The organism is Faecalibacterium sp. Marseille-Q4137 (genome assembly GCF_017377535.1).
Taxonomy (GTDB): Bacteria; Bacillota; Clostridia; order Oscillospirales; family Ruminococcaceae; genus Faecalibacterium; species Faecalibacterium duncaniae.
The window spans coordinates 1-18,214 of record NZ_JAFREK010000016.1; the positions used below are offsets into that span (position 1 = coordinate 1).

At 60.7% G+C, this 18,214-nt stretch carries 17 protein-coding genes and 1 riboswitch; of the genes, 11 read left to right on the forward strand and 6 right to left on the reverse strand.

The window, feature by feature from the left end; genetic code table 11:
- The 4 genes from J3353_RS08025 to J3353_RS08040 form a co-directional block, all read right to left on the reverse strand.
- Positions 1-1,271, reverse strand: a 1,271-nt coding sequence (locus J3353_RS08025; protein WP_207684619.1) for a leucine-rich repeat protein, incomplete at its 3' end; no start/stop codon positions are given.
- Between the two features lie 197 nt (positions 1,272-1,468).
- Positions 1,469-1,544: riboswitch (cyclic di-GMP riboswitch) on the reverse strand.
- Positions 1,545-1,784: 240 nt separating this feature from the next.
- Complete coding sequence (locus J3353_RS08030) at positions 1,785-2,834, reverse strand: putative ABC transporter permease (RefSeq protein WP_207684620.1); 1,050 nt, start codon at positions 2,832-2,834, stop codon at positions 1,785-1,787.
- Position 2,835: 1 nt separating this feature from the next.
- Entirely contained in the window at positions 2,836-3,588 is a 753-nt protein-coding gene (trmB, locus tag J3353_RS08035; RefSeq protein WP_207684621.1) for a tRNA (guanosine(46)-N7)-methyltransferase TrmB, read from the reverse strand.
- Positions 3,589-3,757: 169 nt separating this feature from the next.
- Complete coding sequence (locus tag J3353_RS08040; RefSeq protein ID WP_207684622.1) at positions 3,758-4,945, reverse strand: alanyl-tRNA editing protein; 1,188 nt, start codon at positions 4,943-4,945, stop codon at positions 3,758-3,760.
- A gap of 124 nt (positions 4,946-5,069) precedes the next feature.
- Between J3353_RS08040 and malQ the strand changes: the two genes are divergently transcribed.
- The 3 genes from malQ (at position 5,070) to J3353_RS08055 (ending at position 8,102) form a co-directional block, all read left to right on the forward strand.
- Entirely contained in the window at positions 5,070-6,647 is a 1,578-nt protein-coding gene (malQ, locus tag J3353_RS08045; protein WP_207684623.1) for a 4-alpha-glucanotransferase, read from the forward strand.
- Between the two features lie 159 nt (positions 6,648-6,806).
- A complete protein-coding gene (locus J3353_RS08050) occupies positions 6,807-7,601 on the forward strand; it encodes a diguanylate cyclase domain-containing protein (protein ID WP_207684624.1) in 795 nt (264 codons plus the stop codon).
- A gap of 60 nt (positions 7,602-7,661) precedes the next feature.
- Complete coding sequence (locus J3353_RS08055) at positions 7,662-8,102, forward strand: hypothetical protein (protein WP_005934706.1); 441 nt, start codon at positions 7,662-7,664, stop codon at positions 8,100-8,102.
- Positions 8,103-8,118: 16 nt separating this feature from the next.
- Here the strand turns inward: J3353_RS08055 and J3353_RS08060 are convergent, their stop codons facing one another.
- A complete protein-coding gene (locus tag J3353_RS08060; protein ID WP_098924142.1) occupies positions 8,119-8,802 on the reverse strand; it encodes a 5'-methylthioadenosine/adenosylhomocysteine nucleosidase in 684 nt (227 codons plus the stop codon).
- Positions 8,803-8,869: 67 nt separating this feature from the next.
- A complete protein-coding gene (ychF, locus tag J3353_RS08065; RefSeq protein WP_097771383.1) occupies positions 8,870-10,003 on the reverse strand; it encodes a redox-regulated ATPase YchF in 1,134 nt (377 codons plus the stop codon).
- 176 nt (positions 10,004-10,179) lie between these two features.
- Here ychF and J3353_RS08070 point away from each other — a divergent pair, with 176 nt between their 5' ends.
- The 8 genes from J3353_RS08070 to J3353_RS08105 all read left to right on the forward strand — a co-directional run bounded on the left by J3353_RS08070 (position 10,180) and on the right by J3353_RS08105 (position 18,189).
- Positions 10,180-11,460: a serine dehydratase subunit alpha family protein gene (locus tag J3353_RS08070; protein WP_207684625.1), complete on the forward strand. Its 1,281-nt coding sequence runs from the start codon at positions 10,180-10,182 to the stop codon at positions 11,458-11,460.
- 136 nt (positions 11,461-11,596) lie between these two features.
- Complete coding sequence (locus J3353_RS08075; RefSeq protein WP_005934701.1) at positions 11,597-12,295, forward strand: response regulator transcription factor; 699 nt, start codon at positions 11,597-11,599, stop codon at positions 12,293-12,295.
- Entirely contained in the window at positions 12,295-13,809 is a 1,515-nt protein-coding gene (locus tag J3353_RS08080; RefSeq protein WP_207684626.1) for a cell wall metabolism sensor histidine kinase WalK, read from the forward strand. Before J3353_RS08075 ends, J3353_RS08080 begins: the two co-directional genes overlap by 1 nt.
- A gap of 254 nt (positions 13,810-14,063) precedes the next feature.
- Entirely contained in the window at positions 14,064-14,714 is a 651-nt protein-coding gene (gene rpe, locus J3353_RS08085) for a ribulose-phosphate 3-epimerase (protein ID WP_005934699.1), read from the forward strand.
- A 13-nt stretch (positions 14,715-14,727) separates the two neighbouring features.
- The gene (locus tag J3353_RS08090; protein ID WP_207684627.1) at positions 14,728-15,732 is read left to right on the forward strand and encodes an RnfABCDGE type electron transport complex subunit D; all 1,005 of its coding nucleotides are present in this window, start codon (positions 14,728-14,730) and stop codon (positions 15,730-15,732) included.
- Positions 15,729-16,448, forward strand: a complete 720-nt coding sequence (locus J3353_RS08095) for an Rnf-Nqr domain containing protein (RefSeq protein WP_097773173.1) — start codon at positions 15,729-15,731, stop codon at positions 16,446-16,448. The genes J3353_RS08090 and J3353_RS08095 overlap by 4 nt, the downstream gene beginning before the upstream one ends.
- Positions 16,445-17,053 (forward strand): electron transport complex protein RnfA, encoded by a 609-nt coding sequence (locus J3353_RS08100; protein ID WP_227610946.1) that lies wholly within the window; start codon positions 16,445-16,447, stop codon positions 17,051-17,053. Before J3353_RS08095 ends, J3353_RS08100 begins: the two co-directional genes overlap by 4 nt.
- A gap of 26 nt (positions 17,054-17,079) precedes the next feature.
- Complete coding sequence (locus J3353_RS08105; protein WP_207684628.1) at positions 17,080-18,189, forward strand: putative glycoside hydrolase; 1,110 nt, start codon at positions 17,080-17,082, stop codon at positions 18,187-18,189.
- Positions 18,190-18,214: the final 25 nt, after the last annotated feature.

Below are 18,214 nucleotides of genomic sequence, written 5' to 3' on the forward strand. Positions count from 1 at the left end.
AGCGGCAGGGAGAACTTGCCGGTAGACCAGATGTCAAACACCATGCCCTCAGGGATCAGGGTCTTGTCCAGCGTCACGGTCACTGTTGCGCCTTCCGGTACAGAGTAGGTCTTTTTGCCGGTGGTCTCGTCAGTAGTAACAGTCAGGGTATCGGTCACATCCTTGTCACCGTTTTTCACGGTAACAATGCCGCCGGTCACGGTCAGCGGGTGGCAGTCCAGAGCATTGGGGTCGAACTCCCAACCGGCATAGAGGGTGGTGTCCTCCATAATTGCGGTATCTTTCACATTAAAGAGCTTGCTATCCTTGCCATCTTCGGTGTACCAGCCGGTGAACTTGTAACCCGCACGGGTGGGATCATGGATGGCAGTCAGTTCGTTTGCCAGGGTCTCAGTGATTTTTTCGGTCCTATAAACCGGCACCACAGCGTGGTCGGTCAGGTTGCCATCGTAGTCGTTCAGTTCGCCGCCATTGGCATCAAAGGTCACCTTGCAGAGGTAAAGAAAATTGCGGTTTTTCAGTTTACCATTGTCATTATAAAGGTACCAACTGTTATCATTGTCTGCAAGCAGATCTTTTGCGTGGTCCCAGTCGTTGTTGTAGTAGATGACACAATCAGTCGGACAATCTCTCAGACTGGCTTCGAAAGACTTAAATCCAGCAGGGAGTATAATGCATTTCAGATGGGAGCAACCTTCAAAGGTTTTGCGATAGTAAATATTCTCACTGTACCCGTTTTTAATTTCTTTTACATTTTCCGGGATGGTGATCTCGCTCAGGTTGGAGCAATGCCAAAAGGCACCCCCGCCGATCGTCTCAATATTCTCACCTAACGAAAGCGTTGTAAACTTACAACAACCAAAGGCTACGTCTCCGATGGAAGTAACGCCTTGTGGAATGTCGACGGAGCGAATGTTGCGACCAATTTGGTACGAGTTGTGGGGGTAGGGAGAAGCACTCGCATAGCCGGAAAATGAATATGCTCCCAAACCGGTTACAGGGTGGTGGTCCAACTCTGAGGGTATGTCGATGTCGTAGGGGCCATTGTTTGCTGAATCAACATTGCCTTCTGAATCAACAGGGCCAAGAAATTCTGTGATGGTTGCATTACCGTCATTTACCTTATAGGCATACTTGTAATCGCCAACGATCTCTTCTGGGTCAGGTGACGATGACGTGTCTGCTGCAAATGCCGTGACTGCCGACAGGGGCAGCATGGTGATCATCATGCAGACCGCAACCAATAAGCTGATCAAACGCTTGGGTTTCATAATTCTTTACTCCTTTCAATGATTTCCCAAAAACTCTCTCTATTTCAGCCAAAACAAAAGAGCGCCGCACCGGCCAAACGGCTGGTACGACGCTCTGAACCCTTGTAGGCCCGCTGTGCGCTCGCTCTCCTGAAGGGAAGCCGACGCATCTTCACAAGGAGGTGCAAGGTTTCGTATTACCTTACCCGGAGAGGATAACGTGCAGCTGGCTGCCATGTTACAGGCCCTGTAGCTTTGCGTCGCAGCCTTTCGACTGGTTTGCCGATTCTTCAGTTTTTAGCGGGAATAGCATATTGCACAGGATAAGATACTCTTTTTTTTTTTTGTCAATATGACGAAAATAGATTTGGAAAAGTACACAAAAAGGAATGTACAATGTGGAAAACAGAATGAAAACAAAATCGTGCGGCGGCGCAAGATCTGCCTGATCTTATGGAGGACGCGGCAAAATGAAAATGCCCCTGACCGAAAGAAGCCGGTCAGGGGCATTTGGGGTTGCTGCAACGGTCAGGGTCAGTGCCTGCGCTCGTACTTCAGGCGTTCCCGCAGCTCGTCCAGAGAACGGTGCTTTTCGCCGTGGCGCAGCTTGGGGTAAGCGCGGAGCATACGGCCCTTGCCAAAGTACTTGGAGCTCCGGGTGCGGGCGCGCATCTCCTCGCTGCGGGCCTGCAGCTCTTCGGCCAGCTGTTCCAGACGGAGCAGCTCTGCCGTGCGCTCTGCGGTGCCCTTGGCAGCCAGCTTGACGGCAGTGGCGGCCTCAGAGGCATTGAGCCGGGCCTCCTGCGAGGACTTGCGGGCGGCCTCCATGGCCTCGTCGGCCTTGGCGCGCAGGGCGGCAGCGGCATCTCGGGGGCTCAGTTTGGCGGCATTGTTCCGGGCCTCGGCAGCCGCCAGCTTGAGCTGCAGGCGGCTCTCGTCCATCTTCTGGTCCACATCCATGGCGGTGGTGCCCAGCAGCTCGGTCATGGCATCGGACACGGCGTGCATACTGTCGGCCACCTTTTCCAGGGCATCCAGCTCACGGGCCAGGTCAGAGGCCGCAAAGGCGGTCACCACCACGTCGGCGGCGTAGCAGGCGTACAGGATGCACATGAGGACAAAGCCCACCATCTGGGGGACCATCTCCACAAAACCCGCGATCACGGGGTGAACGGCCTTCATCACCACAACGGTGCCCACGCCCCACAAAAGGGAGAACTCCAGGCAGATATATCCGCCGATGTTGAAGGGGAAGTCGCTGTAATCCCACCACCGGGTGTGGTAGAGCTTGTAGAGCGCCCAGCCGCCCACCAGCTCCAGCACGCTGGGCAGGATCACGCCGCCGAGATAGAGCAGCAGCAGGTTGTCTGCCAGCGGCGAAAGGGTGAACAGCACGATGATCATGCCAAAGCCGTAGATGGGGCAGACCGGGCCGTTCAGAAAGCCGCGGTTCACCAGCTGGCCGGTGGAAACGGCGGCATAGATGACCTCCAGGCACCAGCCCAGGCAGGAGTAGATCAGGAAAAACGCCAGGATCTGATACAGCGAAAAGCCGCAGACCATGGTGTTGACAAAAAAGGACATCTTACTCCTCCTTTGCGGCGGCGGCGGCTTCCTCCGCAGCCTTCCTCTTTTTCAGGATCTTGGGCTCGATCCAGGTCACGGCGGCATCGCCGGGCAGCTTTCTGGCGATCAGGGCCTTGATCTTGATGCCCATCTCGGTGAACATCCCCTCGTGCTCGGTGCGGATGTTCCACTCCGGCTCGTTTTCGTGCAGGTCAAAGGTCTTCCAGGTGATCTCGTAGCCGGAAGCGGGGAAATACTCCAGGCTGTCGCGGAACAGGTCGTCGTCATCGGTCTTGAAGTAGATCTCGCCGCCATCCTTGAGGAATTCGCGGTACTGGATGAGCTGGCGGGGATAGGTGAGCCGGTGCTTGTTGGAGGAAGCGTTCTTGCTCCACGGGTTACAGAAGTTGATGTAGATGCGGCTGACGGTATCCTCAGCGGTGAGCACGCCCTTGATGCGCTCGATGTCGGTGCTCATGATCTTCACGTTGTCGATGGGGTGGCCTGCCTCGGTGTAAGCGGCCTCGATCTTGCGCTTGGCAAGAATCAGCACCTTGTCGGTGATGTCGATGCCCAGATAGTTGTTTTCCGGGTGGGCGCAGGCCAGCTGGGAGATAAAGCCGCCCTTGCCGCAGCCCAGCTCCAGCACAAAGGGCTGCTCCGGGCGGGCATACTGTGCGTGCCACTTGCCGCCCCAGATCAGGGGCTCGTGGACGTGGAAATCGGCGGCCATCAGCTCATCGTGGGCGTAGGGTTTGAAACGCATTCTCATAGTTTGTTGTTCTCCTTAAAATTAACGTGGCTCGCCCTCTCAGGCGCTGACGCGCCAGCTCCCCCAAAGGGGGAGCCTTTGGCAAAAACGGATGGTTTTCCGCACTGCCAAAGCCTCTCCCTTTGGGAGAGGTGGCTTTGCGAAGCAAAGACGGAGAGGGCGAGGATGCTTACCGGTCTTTCTTCTGCAAAAATTCTTCCACCTGTTCCGGCTCTGCGGCGCAGCTTCCCTGACAGATGCCGGGTTTGCCGCCGCCGCGGCCATTGAGGGCGGCGTTCAGGGCTTTGGTCAGGGCACGGACATCACCGCCCGCCTGGGCGATACAGTAGCCGGTGCCCTTTTCGTTGGGGGTCAGGGCCGCGCACAGGCCGGTGGTGGCTTCGGTCAGGCGGCTAGCCAGCCGGTGCAGGCCGTCCGGGTCCAGCCCCGGCACGATGCGGATGGCATCCGCACCGGGCGTTGCCTGCGCGGCCAGCGCGTCAAAGAGCTGGCTGCACAGCCCGAAGTGGGTGAATTTCAGGGCGGTGTACTCGTCATACACCCGGTGCACGGCGTTGGCTGTCTCGCTGGCCTTGGCGCTGAGCAGGGCACCGATCTCTGCCTGCCGCGCCCGCATGGCCTGCGCGGCTTCCAGCGCGCGCCCGCCGCAGACGATGCTCAGGCGCACGCCGCCCTTATAGTTTTCAGCGGCCAGGATCTTGATCTGGCCCACCGCACCGGTAAAGGCGGTGTGGGTGCCGCAGCAGGCACAGACATCCGCCCCGGGGATGGTCACGATCCGCACCTGCCCCTCGATCTCCTTTTTGGAGCGGTAGGTCAGGGCGGCCAGCTCCTCCCGGGTGGGGTAGGTGATGTTCACCGGCACATTCTCCCAGATGATGCGGTTGGCGGCAGTCTCGGCCGCTTTCAGCCCCTCGGCGGAGATGGGGATGTTCGTGTCCATCCGCACGGCATCGGAGCCGATGTGGAAGCCCACGTTCTCGGCCCCGAACATGCTGTGCAGGATGCCGGAGAGGATGTGCTCGCCGGTGTGCTGCTGCATCTTATCGAACCGCCACGCCCAGTCGATGGCCTGAGCGGCTTCGGCCCCGGGCACCGCCCCGGCGGGCAGGGAAGTGACCGTATGCCAGATGACACCCGCCTGCTCGTGGACATCGGTGACGGTCAGCACCGTGCCGTCGGCAAGGGTCAGGGTGCCCCGGTCGGCAGGCTGGCCGCCGCCTTCGGGGTAGAACACCGTGCCGTCCAGCGCGATGCGCCCGCCGCCGGTCCGGCTGTCCGGCTCTGCGGCTAAAATATGCCCCACCGCCTCCCGGCGGTAGGCATCGTGTTCATAGTATTTTTCGGTTGGCTGCATAAGCACCTCCTAATATAAAAACAAGTATACCACGTTTTTTGCCTGTGGAAAATAGTCTGCAGTTATGTTATGATAGAAAACAGACAAGCCCCAGCAAAAAGTTTGAGACGAGGAAGGATTTACAATGCGTGAAAGTGGTATTCTGATGCCGGTGTCCAGCCTGCCCGGCCCCTACGGGATCGGCTGCTTTGGCAAAAAGGCAGAAAAATTTGTGGATTTCCTTGCGGCGGCAGGCCAGAAGATCTGGCAGATCCTGCCCCTGAGCCCCACGGGCTATGGGGACAGCCCCTACCAGAGCTGCTCTGCCTTTGCGGGCAACCCTTATTTCATTGATCTGGATGCTCTGAAAGCCGAGGGGCTGCTGACGGCTGCCCAGCTCAAGGCCGAGCCTTGGGGCAAGGACCCGCTGAACGTGGATTACGGCACCCTGTACACCAGCCGCTACAAGGTCCTGCGTGCCGCCTATGCCGCCTGGCGCAGGCAGTGTGCAGGCCGGCACGGCTGTGCCCATTACTATCCGGATGCGTACTATGCCTTCACGCTGGAAAACGAGGGATGGCTGGAGGATTATGCCCTCTACATGGCCCTCAAGACCGCCAACGGCATGAAGAGCTGGACCCAGTGGCCCCGGGAGTACCGCAAGCGGGAGCCGCAGGCGCTGGAAGCTTTTAAGGCAGAGAACGAGGAAGAGATCGGCTTCTGGAAGTTTCTGCAGTACGAGTTCAGCATCCAGTGGAAGAAGCTGAAAGCCTACGCCAACGCCAACAACGTGCAGATCCTGGGCGATATCCCCATCTATGTCTCGGCAGATTCCGTGGATGCCTGGGTGGGCGGCCCGCTGTTTGAGCTGGATGCAGACGGCGGCTTTGCCCGGGTGGCAGGCTGCCCGCCGGATTACTTCTCGGCAGACGGCCAGCTCTGGGGCAACCCGCTGTACAACTGGCCCTACCATAAGCAGACCGGCTATGCCTGGTGGATCCAGCGTGTCCGCCATGCGCTGGGCATCTATGACCTGCTCCGCATCGACCACTTCCGTGGTTTTGACACCTACTGGGCCATCCCGGCAGACAGCACTACCGCCAAGACCGGCAAGTGGGAGACCGGCCCCCGGATGGAGCTGTTCAACGCGCTGGAAGGTGCGCTGGGCAAGCTGCCCATCATCGCCGAAGATCTGGGTGAGCTGTTCCCCAGTGTGCGGGAGCTGCTGGCAGACAGCACCTTCCCGGGCATGAAGGTGCTGCAGTTCGCGTTCGGCGGCGGGGACAGTGAGTACCTGCCCCACAACCACGTCAAGAACAGCGTGGTCTACCCCGGCACCCACGACAACACGACGCTGACCGCCTGGTGGGACGAGAGCGCATCGGCCAAGGAGAAGGCTGTGGCCGCCGCCTACCTGCATCTGACCGGCTGTCAGCCCACCGCAAAGGAGGTGGCCGCTGTCAAAACAGAGGCGGCCCGCACCGCGCTGCTCCGGGCTGCGCTGGGCTCTGTGGCCGACCGTGCCATCATCCCCATGGCCGACTGGCTGGGCCTGGGCGAGGAAGCCCACCTGAACAGCCCCGGCAAGCTGGGCGGAAACTGGAGCTGGCGCGCCGCCGATGGGTTCGACACTGCCGCGCTGGCCAAGCGCATTCTGGCGGAGTGCGCCGTGTACTGCCGTACAGAACCGGGCCGGAAACCTGGAGCGTGTTTAGCAGTTTGACGAAAATGTAAAAAATTACGTTAAAGTTTGTGCGTTTTGCTGGAAACGCCCGGCACGAGATGGTATAATTCCGGTAATGAGGGCTGCGCTTTCAGCGGCCGTGTGGCAAAGCTGTGCCGGAAGGGAGAGAGTCCGGCACCGGATAGTGGGGAAAAACGCATGAAAAAAGAATGGACGGAACAGGATCTGCGCGCCTTTGCAGAAAACGCACAGACCGCCTTTGAAGACGTGACCCTGACGGAAGCCGATGAGGAGACCGCGGACACCTGGCAGGACGATGGCCTGCAGGTGGATTATGTCCTGCGCAATGGGCAGGTGGACTGCGTGCTGCGCCGCCTGATCGAGGCGGACGGCAAGCTCTGGCAGCTGCAGATGACGGCTCCGCTGGCGGGCAGCGACCTGCCGGAGGATCGGATGACCGCGCGGGAGCGGGAGCTCTGCCGGGACGATATGAATCACGATTTTCTGACCGGCGTGTTCAACCGCCGCTATTTTGAAACGGAGTTCTGCACCCGGCTGGATGAGTGGACGGATGCCCACCGCTGTGCTTCGCTGGCGCTGGTGGCGCTGGACGATGAGGACGGGATGCGCGCCCGGCAGGGCGATGCCGTGATGAACCAGCTGGTCTGCTTTGTGGCCAACCAGTGGAAAAAGCACTACGACCGCCCTGCAGAGCGGGTGGTCTGCCGCCTGACGGACACGCTGTTCGCCATCGGCTGCGCGGATAAGAACTGCGCAGAGCTGGCCGAGGAGCTGAACGGCATCTATGCCGAGATGCCCCGCGCGTGTGTGGCATCGGTGGGCCTGATGCGCCGGGTGCCCTTTACCCAGTCCATCGGCTGCGCCTGCACCGGCGAGGTGCGGGGCAAAAACTGGGACGCACTGTATCAGCTGTGTGAGCAGCGCCTGAAGGCGGCCCAGACCGCCGGCGGCGACCAGATCTGCAGCAAATAAACCGAATGCATAAAATCCCCCTTTGCGGTACAAGCTAGTGCCACAAAGGGGGATTTTTGTATGGAAAATCAGAAAAATGATAACCTGAATCTGCTGGAAGCGGTGGTGCAGAACACGGAGATGGGCAAGAACACGCTGGAACAGATCGTGCCCATGACCGAGGACCCTGCCTTCCGGGCCGAGCTTCTGCGGGAGCGGAATCTCTACCGGGAACTGAATCAGGAGGCCCACACTGCCATTGAGGCCTGCGGCGGCACGGCTCAGGGCCAGAGCATCATGGCAAAGCTCAACACCAAAATGGGCATCGGGATGAAAACGCTCACCGACAGATCCACCCGCAATCTGGCCGAAATGCTCAGCGAGGGAAGCAGCCAGGGCGTGATGGACTGTATCAAGAGCCAGAAAGACTATCCCGATGCGGCCCCCGGCTCCAAGCGCCTGATGCAGAAACTACAGGATCTGGAGGAAGAGAACCGGCTGAAACTGGAGCAGTTTCTGTAAAGGCCGCTCCGGCTGCTCAGAGTGCTTCTACCATGGCCGCCACGATCCGGGTGGCGGTAGCCACGTACTCGGCGATGCTGAACTTCTTCACCACCAGCACCTCGTGGCCGTCCTCGTCGGCGTTGTCGCTCATGGCGCGCAGGATGACGCAGGGCACATCGTTCTTGGCGGCGATCTGGCTCACGGCAGCACCCTCCATCTCAACGCAGTCGGGGGCGCATTTGGCCTCAATGGCGGCCTTGGTCTCGCTGTCGCCCACGAACAGGTCGCCGGTGGCGATCTTGCCGGTCAGGGCCTTGACCCCGGCCTCGGCGCAGGCTTTTTCAGCGGCGGCGATGAGGGCCGGGTCACCGGCGTACTCCTTCAGGTAGGGCGGGTTCTGGCAGATCATGTCCAGCTGGGCATCGTGGTAGAGCACCGTCTTGCCAATGACCACATCACCAATGCCGATCTTGCTGGTCATGTTGCCTGCAATGCCGGAGAAGATGATCTTCTCGGCACCGTATCGGGTGATGAGCACCTGAGTGGTGGCGGCGGCATTGGCCTTGCCCATGCCTGCACAGCAGACCACGACCTGCTTGCCTGCCAGCGTGCCCCTGTGGTACTCCACGCCGCCGTAGGGCTCCACGGTGACATTTTCCAGTTTTGCACACAGCTGATCGACTTCATCGGGCATTGCGCCCATAATTCCGATAATCATATAGATGTCCTTTCTCCCGGGCAAAAGTGTCTCCCACGCGCCGCGCGGGAGACACTTTTATCATACATCAGACGTTGAACAGGAACTCGATCACGTCGCCGTCCTTCACGACGTACTCCTTGCCCTCGGTGCGCTGCAGGCCCTTGGCCTTGACAGCGGCATAATCGAAGTTGTTGGCTTCCAGGTCGCCATAGCCGATGACGCTGGCGCGGATGAAGCCGCGCTCAAAATCGCTGTGGATCTTACCGGCGGCCTGAGGAGCCTTGGTGCCCTTGCGGATGGTCCAGGCACGGCACTCCTTTTTGCCGTCGGTCAGGAAGGAGATGAGGCCCAGCAGGTCGTAGCTGGCAGTGATCAGGTTGTCCAGGCCGCTGGCCTCGATGCCCATCTCGGCCAGGAAAGCCTTCTTCTCTTCGGGGGAGTAGTCGGCAATGTCCTCTTCGGTCTTGGCGCAGATGGGAATGTAGCGGGCCCCCTCCTCGGCGGCGCGGGCGGCCACCAGCGGGACATAGCGGTTATTCTCAATGCCCTCCATCAGGTCATCCTCGCCCACGTTGCAGGCGTAGAGCACGGGCTTGGAGCTCAGCAGGCCCATCTCATGCAGCACGGCCTGCTGCTCGGCATCCCCCTCGTCAAAGTCAAAGCTGCGGGCGGGCTTGCCTGCGCTCAGGTGGTCGGCCAGCTTCTGCAGCCAGGCGGCTTCAGCGGCAGCGCCCTTGTTGTTGCCGCTCTTGGCAGCCTTGGCCATCCGGCCCGCGCGGTTCTGAACGACCTCGAGGTCGGAGAGGATCAGCTCGTAGTCAATGGCATCGATGTCAGCGATGGGGTCCACGGCCTCGGCCTTGGTCACGTCCTCCACCACATGGATGATGTTGTCGTCATCAAAGCAGCGCACCACATGCACGATGGCATCGCACTCGCGGATGTGGCCCAGGAACTTGTTGCCCAAGCCTGCACCCTGGCTGGCACCCTTGACCAGACCGGCGATGTCTACAAACTCAACGATGGCAGGTGTCTTTTTATTGGTCTGCCAGATCTCAGCCAGCTTGTCCAGCCGCTTGTCCGGCACGGCCACGATGCCGCTGTTGGGCTCAATGGTGCAGAAGGGGTAGTTGGCGGCTTCCGCGTTCTTGGTGGAGGTGATGGCGTTGAACAGAGTGGACTTGCCGACGTTCGGCAGACCGACGATACCTAACTTCATATAAAATACGCTCCTTACACGTTTTTTGGCATAACGATACAACTATCATTATACGCGATGAAAACCCGGAGCGCAAGGGGATGGGCGCAAAACAACGGATTTACACGGCGGGAGTTCTATATTATACTGTTCTTAAAATACGAACCGATTTCCGGAAGGGAAGGCAGGAGGATGTTATGGAACGCAACGACCCGCGCTATCAGGCTTATGTGGAGATCCTGAAGGAGGAGCTGATCCCGGCGATGGGCTGCACCGAGCCCATCGCGCTGGCCTATGCGGCGGCAAAAGCCCGCGAGGTGCTGGGGGTGCTGCCGGACAGCGTGCAGCTGCAGGTGAGCGGCAGCATCATCAAGAACGTGAAAAGCGTCATCGTGCCCAACACCGGGCACCTGAAGGGCATGGAGGCGGCGGTGGCGGCAGGCATCATCGCCGGTTCCGCCGAGAAGGAGCTGGAGGTCATCTCGGAGGTCAGCGAGGAAAAGAAGTCTGCCATCCGGGACTATCTGCAGACAGTGCCCATCACCATCGAGCACACCGAGCAGGGGCATGTGTTTGACATCGTCGTCACCGAGCGCTGCGGGCAGGACTACGCCCGAGTGCGCATCGCGGACTACCACACCAACATCTGCCGCATCGAGAAGAACGGCACGGTGCTGTACGAGGTGCCCCTGCTGGACGAGACCGTGCAGGAGGACACCCGCGCCGACCGCAGCCTGCTGAACATGCAGGACATCTGGGACTTTGCCGAGACCGCCGACCTGCGGGACGTGGCAGACCTGCTGGAACGGCAGATCCGCTACAACAACGCCATTGCAGAAGAGGGCCTGCTGGGCGACTACGGTGCCAACATCGGGCGGGTGCTGCTGACCACTTACGGCAACGATGTCTCCAACCGCGCAAAAGCCAAGGCCGCCGCCGGCTCCGATGCCCGCATGAACGGCTGCGAGCTGCCGGTCATCATCAACTCCGGCAGTGGCAATCAGGGCATCACCTGCTCGGTGCCCCTCATCGAGTACGCCAAGGAGCTGCACAGCGGCAAGGAAAAGCTCTACCGCGCCCTCATCATCTCCAATCTGGTGGCCATCCACGAAAAGACCGGCATCGGCACCCTGTCTGCCTACTGCGGCGCGGTCAGCGCGGGTGCGGGTGCAGGCGCAGGCATCGTGTACCTGTGCGGCGACGGCTATCAGGCTGCCATCCACACGGTGGTCAACGCCCTTGCCATCGTGTCCGGCATCGTGTGCGACGGAGCCAAGGCTTCCTGCGCCGCAAAGATCGCATCTTCGGTGGATGCGGCGCTGCTGGGCTACAACATGTACAAGTGCAATCAGGAGTTCAAGGGCGGCGATGGCATCGTGATGAAGGACATCGAGACCACCATCAAGGGCATCGGACGTCTGGGCAAGGACGGGATGCGGCAGACCAATGAGGAGATCATCCGGCTGATGATGAGCTGAGCGGCGGAGCCTGCGTCCCAAAAATCATACAAAACCTTCTTTATTTTGTCATAACTCTTCCGTATAATAAGAAGTGGAATACTTTGTCACAAGGCCCGAAAGGGCCGGAACATACAGAATTGGGGAGGAAACCACTATGGCCAACGAAAAGATCCTCGTCGTGGACGACGATACCAACATCTGCGAGCTGCTGCGGCTTTATCTGACCAAGGAGGGCTATCAGGTCACCACTGCGAACGACGGCGAAGAAGGTCTGGACAAGTTCAACCAGGTCAAGCCCGATATGGTGCTGCTGGATGTGATGATGCCCAAGATGGATGGCCTGGAGGTCTGCCGCCGCATCCGCAAGCTGGGCAACACCCCCGTGATGATGCTGACCGCCAAGGGCGAGACCTTTGACAAGGTGCTGGGCCTGGAGCTGGGCGCGGATGATTACATGGTCAAGCCCTTTGATACCAAGGAAGTCGTGGCCCGCATCAAGGCGGTGCTGCGCCGCTGCACCACCACCACCGCCCAGACCGAGAGCACTGAGGGTGTGATCGAGTTCGACAACCTGCGGCTGGACATGAACAGCTACGAGCTGCGGGTCAAGGGCAAGGTGGTGGAAGCTCCCCCCAAGGAGCTGGAGCTGCTGAACTGCCTGGCCTCCCACCCCAACCGTGTTTACACCCGCGACCAGCTGCTGGACGAGGTGTGGGGCTTTGAGTACTACGGCGACAGCCGCACCATCGATGTTCATGTCAAGCGCCTGCGCGAAAAGCTGGCGGGCGCTTCCGACAAGTGGGAGCTCAAGACCGTCTGGGGCGTGGGCTATAAGTTCGAGGTGCGTCAGTAATGCGCAAAAGTATTTCGGTCACCTTCTTTTCGATGGTGGCCACCCTGCTGGTGCTGGGCACGGCGGTGCTGGGCTGCTCCGAGTGGCTGCTGTTCAGCCGTTATTTTGCCCAGGAGCGGTACGACACGCTGGACAGCGTGGCGGATGTGACCCAGCGCGCGGCGGATTATATCGTGCAGCAGGCGGCTCTGCCTAAGGGGGCCGAGCTGGATGCCCTGAACACCAAGCTGGAGATCATCGGCGAGAGCGCCGAGGCTTACCTGTTTTTTACCGATGAAGAGGGCAGGGTCCTCATTGCCTCCAACCCCGAGATGGTGGGAACAGATATTGTGGGGCCGGAGCTTATGAAAAAAGTTGCCGGGGATCAGCCCTACCACACCCTGAGCACGCTGGATGGTGTGCTGACCGAGAAGAGCTATGTCTCGGTGCGGCACATGCAGGATGCCCAGGGCAACAACAGCGGCTATCTCTTCCTCTGCTCCTCCGGCGCGCGACTGACCGACTTCAAGGAGGAGTTCTGGTCGAACTTCTTCTTCTCGGCCTGCATCATGCTGCTCTGCGCCAGCGTGCTGACCTCCTTCCTGATGCGGAAGCTGACCGACCCGCTCCAGAAGATCACCGATGCCGCCCAGCGGTTTGGCGGCGGGGACTTCTCTGTCCGTGTTGAGGGCGTGGATGGTGAGGGCGAAGTGGTGGATCTGGCCCGCACCTTCAACCAGATGGCGGAGAACATCCAGTCCAACGACAATTCCCGCGGCCAGTTCATGGGCAACATCGCCCACGAGCTGCGCACCCCCATGACCACCATCAAGGGCTTTGTGGACGGCATTCTGGACGGCACCATCCCGCCCGATATGCAGAACCACTACCTGCAGCTGGTCAGCGAGGAGACCGGCCGCCTGGCCCGGCTCATCCAGAACATGCTCGATCTCTCCAAGCTGGAAAGCGGCGAGTATCAGGTGAACGCCCGGATGTTCAACATCTGGGAGACGCTCACCGGTGTGGCCCTTTCGGCGGAGCAGCGCATCAACGACGGCATGATCGATCTGGAAGGCCTGACCATGGATGAAAAGGTGCTGGTCTACGCGGACCCCGACCTCATCCATCAGGTGGCTTATAACATTCTGGACAATGCCATCAAGTTCACCCCGGCGGGCGGCACCATCAAGTTCCATGTGGAGAAGCTGGGCCCCGAGGTGGAGATCTCGATCTGGAATTCCGGTCAGGGCATCAGCCCCGAGGCGCTGCCCTATGTGTTCCAGCGCTTCTACAAAGAGGACAGGTCCCGCGGCCTGCACGCCCGGGGAGCCGGTCTTGGCCTGAATATCTGCAAGGTGCTGGTCAACCTTTCCGGAGGCCAGATCCGTGTGGAAAGCCAGCAGGGCGAGTGGTGTCAGTTCGTGTTCACCCTGCCCGCCACGCCTCCCAACCCCAGCGGCATGAAGCGCCTGCCGGACGAATCCGGTCAGCCCGTGCCGGTGGAGGACCCCGCCAGCATGAAGCCTGTCAACTGAATCCGCGGCCAGACTGTCCCCCTGAAACGGGCGGGGCGGTCTGGTCGTTTTTGGTTTTGGAATGGATTTTGGATGTATCCGGGGGCAGGTTTGAGACTTTTCCGTGAAAAACACGGCTCCGGGTTTGATTTTTTGCGTGTTTTCATGTAAACTAAGAATAACCATGCCCGCCCTGCATTCCGGCCCCAAAACAGGTGCTCTGGCAGAACGGATGGTGTAATCTTTCTGAAAAATAACGGAGAGTATAAAACACAATGACGATCATTAGTCCTTCGATCCTTTCGGCTGATTTCAATCAGCTTGGCGCAGACTGCCGCATGGTGCTGGATGCCGGTGCGCAGATGCTGCATTATGACGTGATGGACGGCCACTTTGTGCCCAACATCAGCTTTGGCGTGCCGGTGCTGAAAAGCCTGCACAAGGGGATGCCCGCAGCATTCTACGATGTCCACCTGATGATCAGCCACCCGCTGCAGTATGCAGAGCCTTTCATCAAGGCGGGTGCCAGCCTGTACAACTTCCACCTCGAGTGCGAGGACGACATCCAACAGACCATCGATGCGGTCAAGGCACTGGGCTGCAAGGTGGGCCTGACCATCAAGCCTGGTACTGCGCCGGAGGCGCTGGCCCCGTATCTCGACCAGCTGGATCTGGTGCTGGTGATGAGCGTGGAGCCCGGCTTCGGCGGGCAGAAGTTCATGCCCTCGGCGCTGGAAAAGCTGCGCTGGCTCAAGGAAGAGCGAGCAAAGCGGAGCGCCCGCTACCTGCTGGAAGTGGATGGCGGCGTGGATGACACCACCGCCCCCCTGTGTGTGGAGGCGGGGGCCGATATTCTGGTGGCGGGCAGTGCCGTGTTCGGCGCAGCCGACCCGGCTGCGGCAGTGCGCCGTCTGGCCGCCCTGTGAGAGGTGCCTTACCATGGATGAACGTTTGATCCAGCAGCAGGAGCAGGAGCTTGCAAAGACTGGGCGGTACTATCTGCACGTCTGCTTTATGACCATCCCGCTGCTCTGCATGGCCTGCTTCCTGTACGGTCTGCGGCCCCTGCTGCTCTGCGGCGCGGCGCTGCTCACCGGCAATCTGTGTGACCGCCTGGTCTCCCTGCTGCGCCGCCGCGTGTATCGGGCCGGGGATTTCTCCAACGAGAGCTTTGCTCTCATCATCGCCCTGCTCATGCCCGCCACGGTGGACTGGTATGTGGTCATTATGGCGGTGCTGGCCGGTGTCCTCATCGGCAAGGAGGTGTTTGGCGGCTACGGCAGCTATCCCTTCAACCCCGCTGCTGTGGGCTACGCCGTGGCGGCGGTGTCCTGGCCGGAGCAGGTGTTCCGCTACCCCCAGCCCTATATCAACATCCCCCTGTGGGATGCCACCGACGTGCCGGTGTCCAGCACCATCTCGGATACCCTGCGCAGCGGCGGCAGCCTGAACATCAGCGCAATTTCGCTGGTGCTGGGCGAGTACGCCGCCCCCATGGGCACCGGTGCCGCCCTCATCCTTCTGGCCTGTGGGCTTTTCCTCTGGCTGCAAAAGGATGTCCGTCTGGGCGCTTCTGTCAGCTTTGTGGTCACCTGTGCCCTCATCGCCTTCCTCTTCCCCCGTCAGGTGGGAGTAAACGGCGTGGACATCGCCCTGCGCCTGCAGTGCGTGCGGGACGAGCTGCTGACCGGTGCCATGCTGTTCAGCGCGGTGTTCCTGCTCAACGAGCCCTACACCTGCGCCCATCACCGTCTGGGCCGCATCCTGTACGGTGTGCTGGTGGGTGCGATCACCATGGGCTTCCGGTATTACGGCGTGTATGAGACGGGTGTCTGCTTTGCCCTGCTCACGGTCAACAGCATTTCCGGCTGGATGGACCGCACCGAGAGCCGCCTGTATCAGCTGATGCACCGCCCTGCGGCCGGAAAGGAGGGTGCTGAATGAAACGTTCCATTGCAGAACTGATCACCCGCGATCCGGAGAAATTTGCCCACCATGACCGGGTGTTCAAAAACAACCCCGTTGTCATGCAGGGCATGGGTCTGGCTCCGCTGGTGGTGCTTGCCACCACAGGCAAAAATGCTTTGATGCTGGCCGTGGCTGTGGCCCTGCTGCTCACGCCTTCCCGGATGCTGGCCTGTCTGGTCAGCCGCCTGTTCCCCCTGCGGGACGAGCAGCCCGCCCCGGAAGAGCTGGAGAAAAAGCTGCTGCCCCGGGCGCTGGTGTACAGCGGCAGTGCGGCGGTGGTCTACCTTGCCGCTTATCCCATCCTGAACGCCGTGTTCGGCACCGACCTGCTGATGCTGGGCATCTACCTGCCCATGCTGGTGGTGGAGCCTCTGCTGACCTACCGCTTTGGCCGTGTGCAGGAAACCATGCGTAAGGCTGTCTCCAAGGGTCTGCGCATCACGGTGGGCTACGCGCTCATCCTGTTCATCGTGGGCTGCCTGCGGGAGTGGCTGGCACTGGGCAGTGTGTTTGGGATCCAGCTCAGCCGCTCTGTCCTGCCCATGGCATCCATGCCGGCAGGCGGCTTCATCGTGCTGGGTGTGGTGTGTGCCGTCTGGCGCGCGCTGGCCCGCAAACACAAGGAATACCTGAAAACTGAGGCGCGCGGCACTCTGGCTGCGCACCCCCGGAAGGAGGTGCAGGATCAGTGAGTGCTGTGATGAATACCATCGGTGTGGCCTTTGCCTACGCCGTGCTGGCCCTGTTTGCCCAGAACGCTATCTTTACCCGTGGTCTGGGCGTGTCGCGCCTGATCCAGCTGGTGGGTGACGAGCGCACCAGCAGCTGGTGGTTTGCCCTGCTGCTCTGTGTTACCCAGACGCTGGTGGCCCCACTGGCGTATTTTGCGGGCAGCCAGATCGTGGATCTGCCCTACCGTGCCCAGCTCCGCCCGCTGCTCTACCTGGCCTGTGTGGCGGTGGTCTGCATCTTTGAACACGCCATCCTGCGGGCGGTCAAGGGCCCCCGCAGCGGCCTGCTTATCCGCATCCTGCCCATTGCCGCCGTGAACAGCGGCGTGCTGGGCACCGTGCTGGTGGAGCGCACCCAGAGCTTTACGCTGGCGCAGTCCATCGGCTTTGGCCTGGGCAGCGGCCTGGGCTACCTGCTGGCTGTGATGCTGGTGACCGAGGCGGGCAACCGCCTGCGCAGCAAGGCCATCCCCGAAGCATTCCGCGGCCTGCCCATCACCCTGATCTATATCGGTGTGCTGGCGCTGGCCATCTACGGCTTTACCGGCCATTCCGTGATCCTGTAAGTTGACCCCAAGGAGGGTGGTTGATTATGGCAAGATATCCCAAACGCCAGAAGGTCAAGCGCTACCGGCGCAGCTTTTACACCCGCGAGATGCGGCTGAAAAAGGGCATCGGCATTGCGGTGCTGGTGGTGGCCGTGCTGGCAGCGGCCTGGGTGGCCGCGCCCCATGTGCTGGACTGGGCCACCCACACCTGGTATACCGTGGTGCGGGATCGTGACCTCTCCGCATCCAGTGCTGTCAGCGAGAGTGCATCCTCCGGGACGCAGAGCACCGCTGCCAGCGAACCGGCAGCTTCCTCGGTGCCGGAAAAGGAGCCGGAGCCAGAGGTCAAGGGCACTGATATTGTGACGGGCCTGTGGGCAGAGGTGGATGTGACCACCCTGACCGACGAGGCCGCCATCCACTCTGCTGCCCGGCAGCTCAAGGCACAGGGCATGACCTATGCCATCCTGACCCTGAAGGACACCGCCGGGCAGGTGTATTACGCCTCCCAGACGGCGGTGGGTGCCGCCAATGCAGCCCCCACGCAGGTCGAGCTGACGAGCGTGGCATCCATCTTCAAGGAGGAGGGGCTGGTGCCGGTGGCTGCGCTGACCGCCTTCCGTGACCCTGCCGGTGCCCGGGCCGACCACGCTCTGGCCATCCGGTATCAGGGGCAGGAGTACCTCTGGCTGGACAACAAGGCTTCCGCCGGAGGCAACCCCTGGCTGAACCCCTACGCTGCGGAGACCGTGCAGTATATCGGTGATCTGATCGCTGAGGTACACGCCGCCGGGTTTGATCAGGTGCTGCTGGAAAATGTCCAGTTCCCCTCGTCCACCAGCGCCAAGCAGGACTATGGCACCACCAACGGTGTAGATCGTGCCGGGCAGCTGACTGCGGATATCGCCGCCTGGCAGGCCCGCTTCAGAGATACGGTGACGCTCTGGTATGGTTATTCGCTGGCCGAGGTGACCGGCTCCTCCAGCCAGCTGGGAGCCCCTGCGGCCCAGCTGGGCGTGAAGAACCTGCTGGTGAAGGTTCCGTCCTCCTCTACGCTGGATGCAGCGGCCCGGGAGGAGCTGACCCTCTCCCTGACCGAGGCAGGTGTGGAGCATGTGGTCATCCGGGACGATGCCGCCAGCTATTTTGAGTGATCCCTGCGTTTTTGTGAGAGGGAGG

Coding starts and splice junctions, on each gene's coding strand:
- J3353_RS08030 (WP_207684620.1), bottom strand. CDS start 2,834: ATGTCCTTTTTTGTCAACACCATGGTCTGCGGCTTTTCGCTGTATCAG.
- trmB (WP_207684621.1), bottom strand. CDS start 3,588: ATGAGAATGCGTTTCAAACCCTACGCCCACGATGAGCTGATGGCCGCC.
- J3353_RS08040 (WP_207684622.1), bottom strand. CDS start 4,945: ATGCAGCCAACCGAAAAATACTATGAACACGATGCCTACCGCCGGGAG.
- malQ (WP_207684623.1), top strand. CDS start 5,070: ATGCGTGAAAGTGGTATTCTGATGCCGGTGTCCAGCCTGCCCGGCCCC.
- J3353_RS08050 (WP_207684624.1), top strand. CDS start 6,807: ATGAAAAAAGAATGGACGGAACAGGATCTGCGCGCCTTTGCAGAAAAC.
- J3353_RS08055 (WP_005934706.1), top strand. CDS start 7,662: ATGGAAAATCAGAAAAATGATAACCTGAATCTGCTGGAAGCGGTGGTG.
- J3353_RS08060 (WP_098924142.1), bottom strand. CDS start 8,802: ATGATTATCGGAATTATGGGCGCAATGCCCGATGAAGTCGATCAGCTG.
- ychF (WP_097771383.1), bottom strand. CDS start 10,003: ATGAAGTTAGGTATCGTCGGTCTGCCGAACGTCGGCAAGTCCACTCTG.
- J3353_RS08070 (WP_207684625.1), top strand. CDS start 10,180: ATGGAACGCAACGACCCGCGCTATCAGGCTTATGTGGAGATCCTGAAG.
- J3353_RS08075 (WP_005934701.1), top strand. CDS start 11,597: ATGGCCAACGAAAAGATCCTCGTCGTGGACGACGATACCAACATCTGC.
- J3353_RS08080 (WP_207684626.1), top strand. CDS start 12,295: ATGCGCAAAAGTATTTCGGTCACCTTCTTTTCGATGGTGGCCACCCTG.
- rpe (WP_005934699.1), top strand. CDS start 14,064: ATGACGATCATTAGTCCTTCGATCCTTTCGGCTGATTTCAATCAGCTT.
- J3353_RS08090 (WP_207684627.1), top strand. CDS start 14,728: ATGGATGAACGTTTGATCCAGCAGCAGGAGCAGGAGCTTGCAAAGACT.
- J3353_RS08095 (WP_097773173.1), top strand. CDS start 15,729: ATGAAACGTTCCATTGCAGAACTGATCACCCGCGATCCGGAGAAATTT.
- J3353_RS08105 (WP_207684628.1), top strand. CDS start 17,080: ATGGCAAGATATCCCAAACGCCAGAAGGTCAAGCGCTACCGGCGCAGC.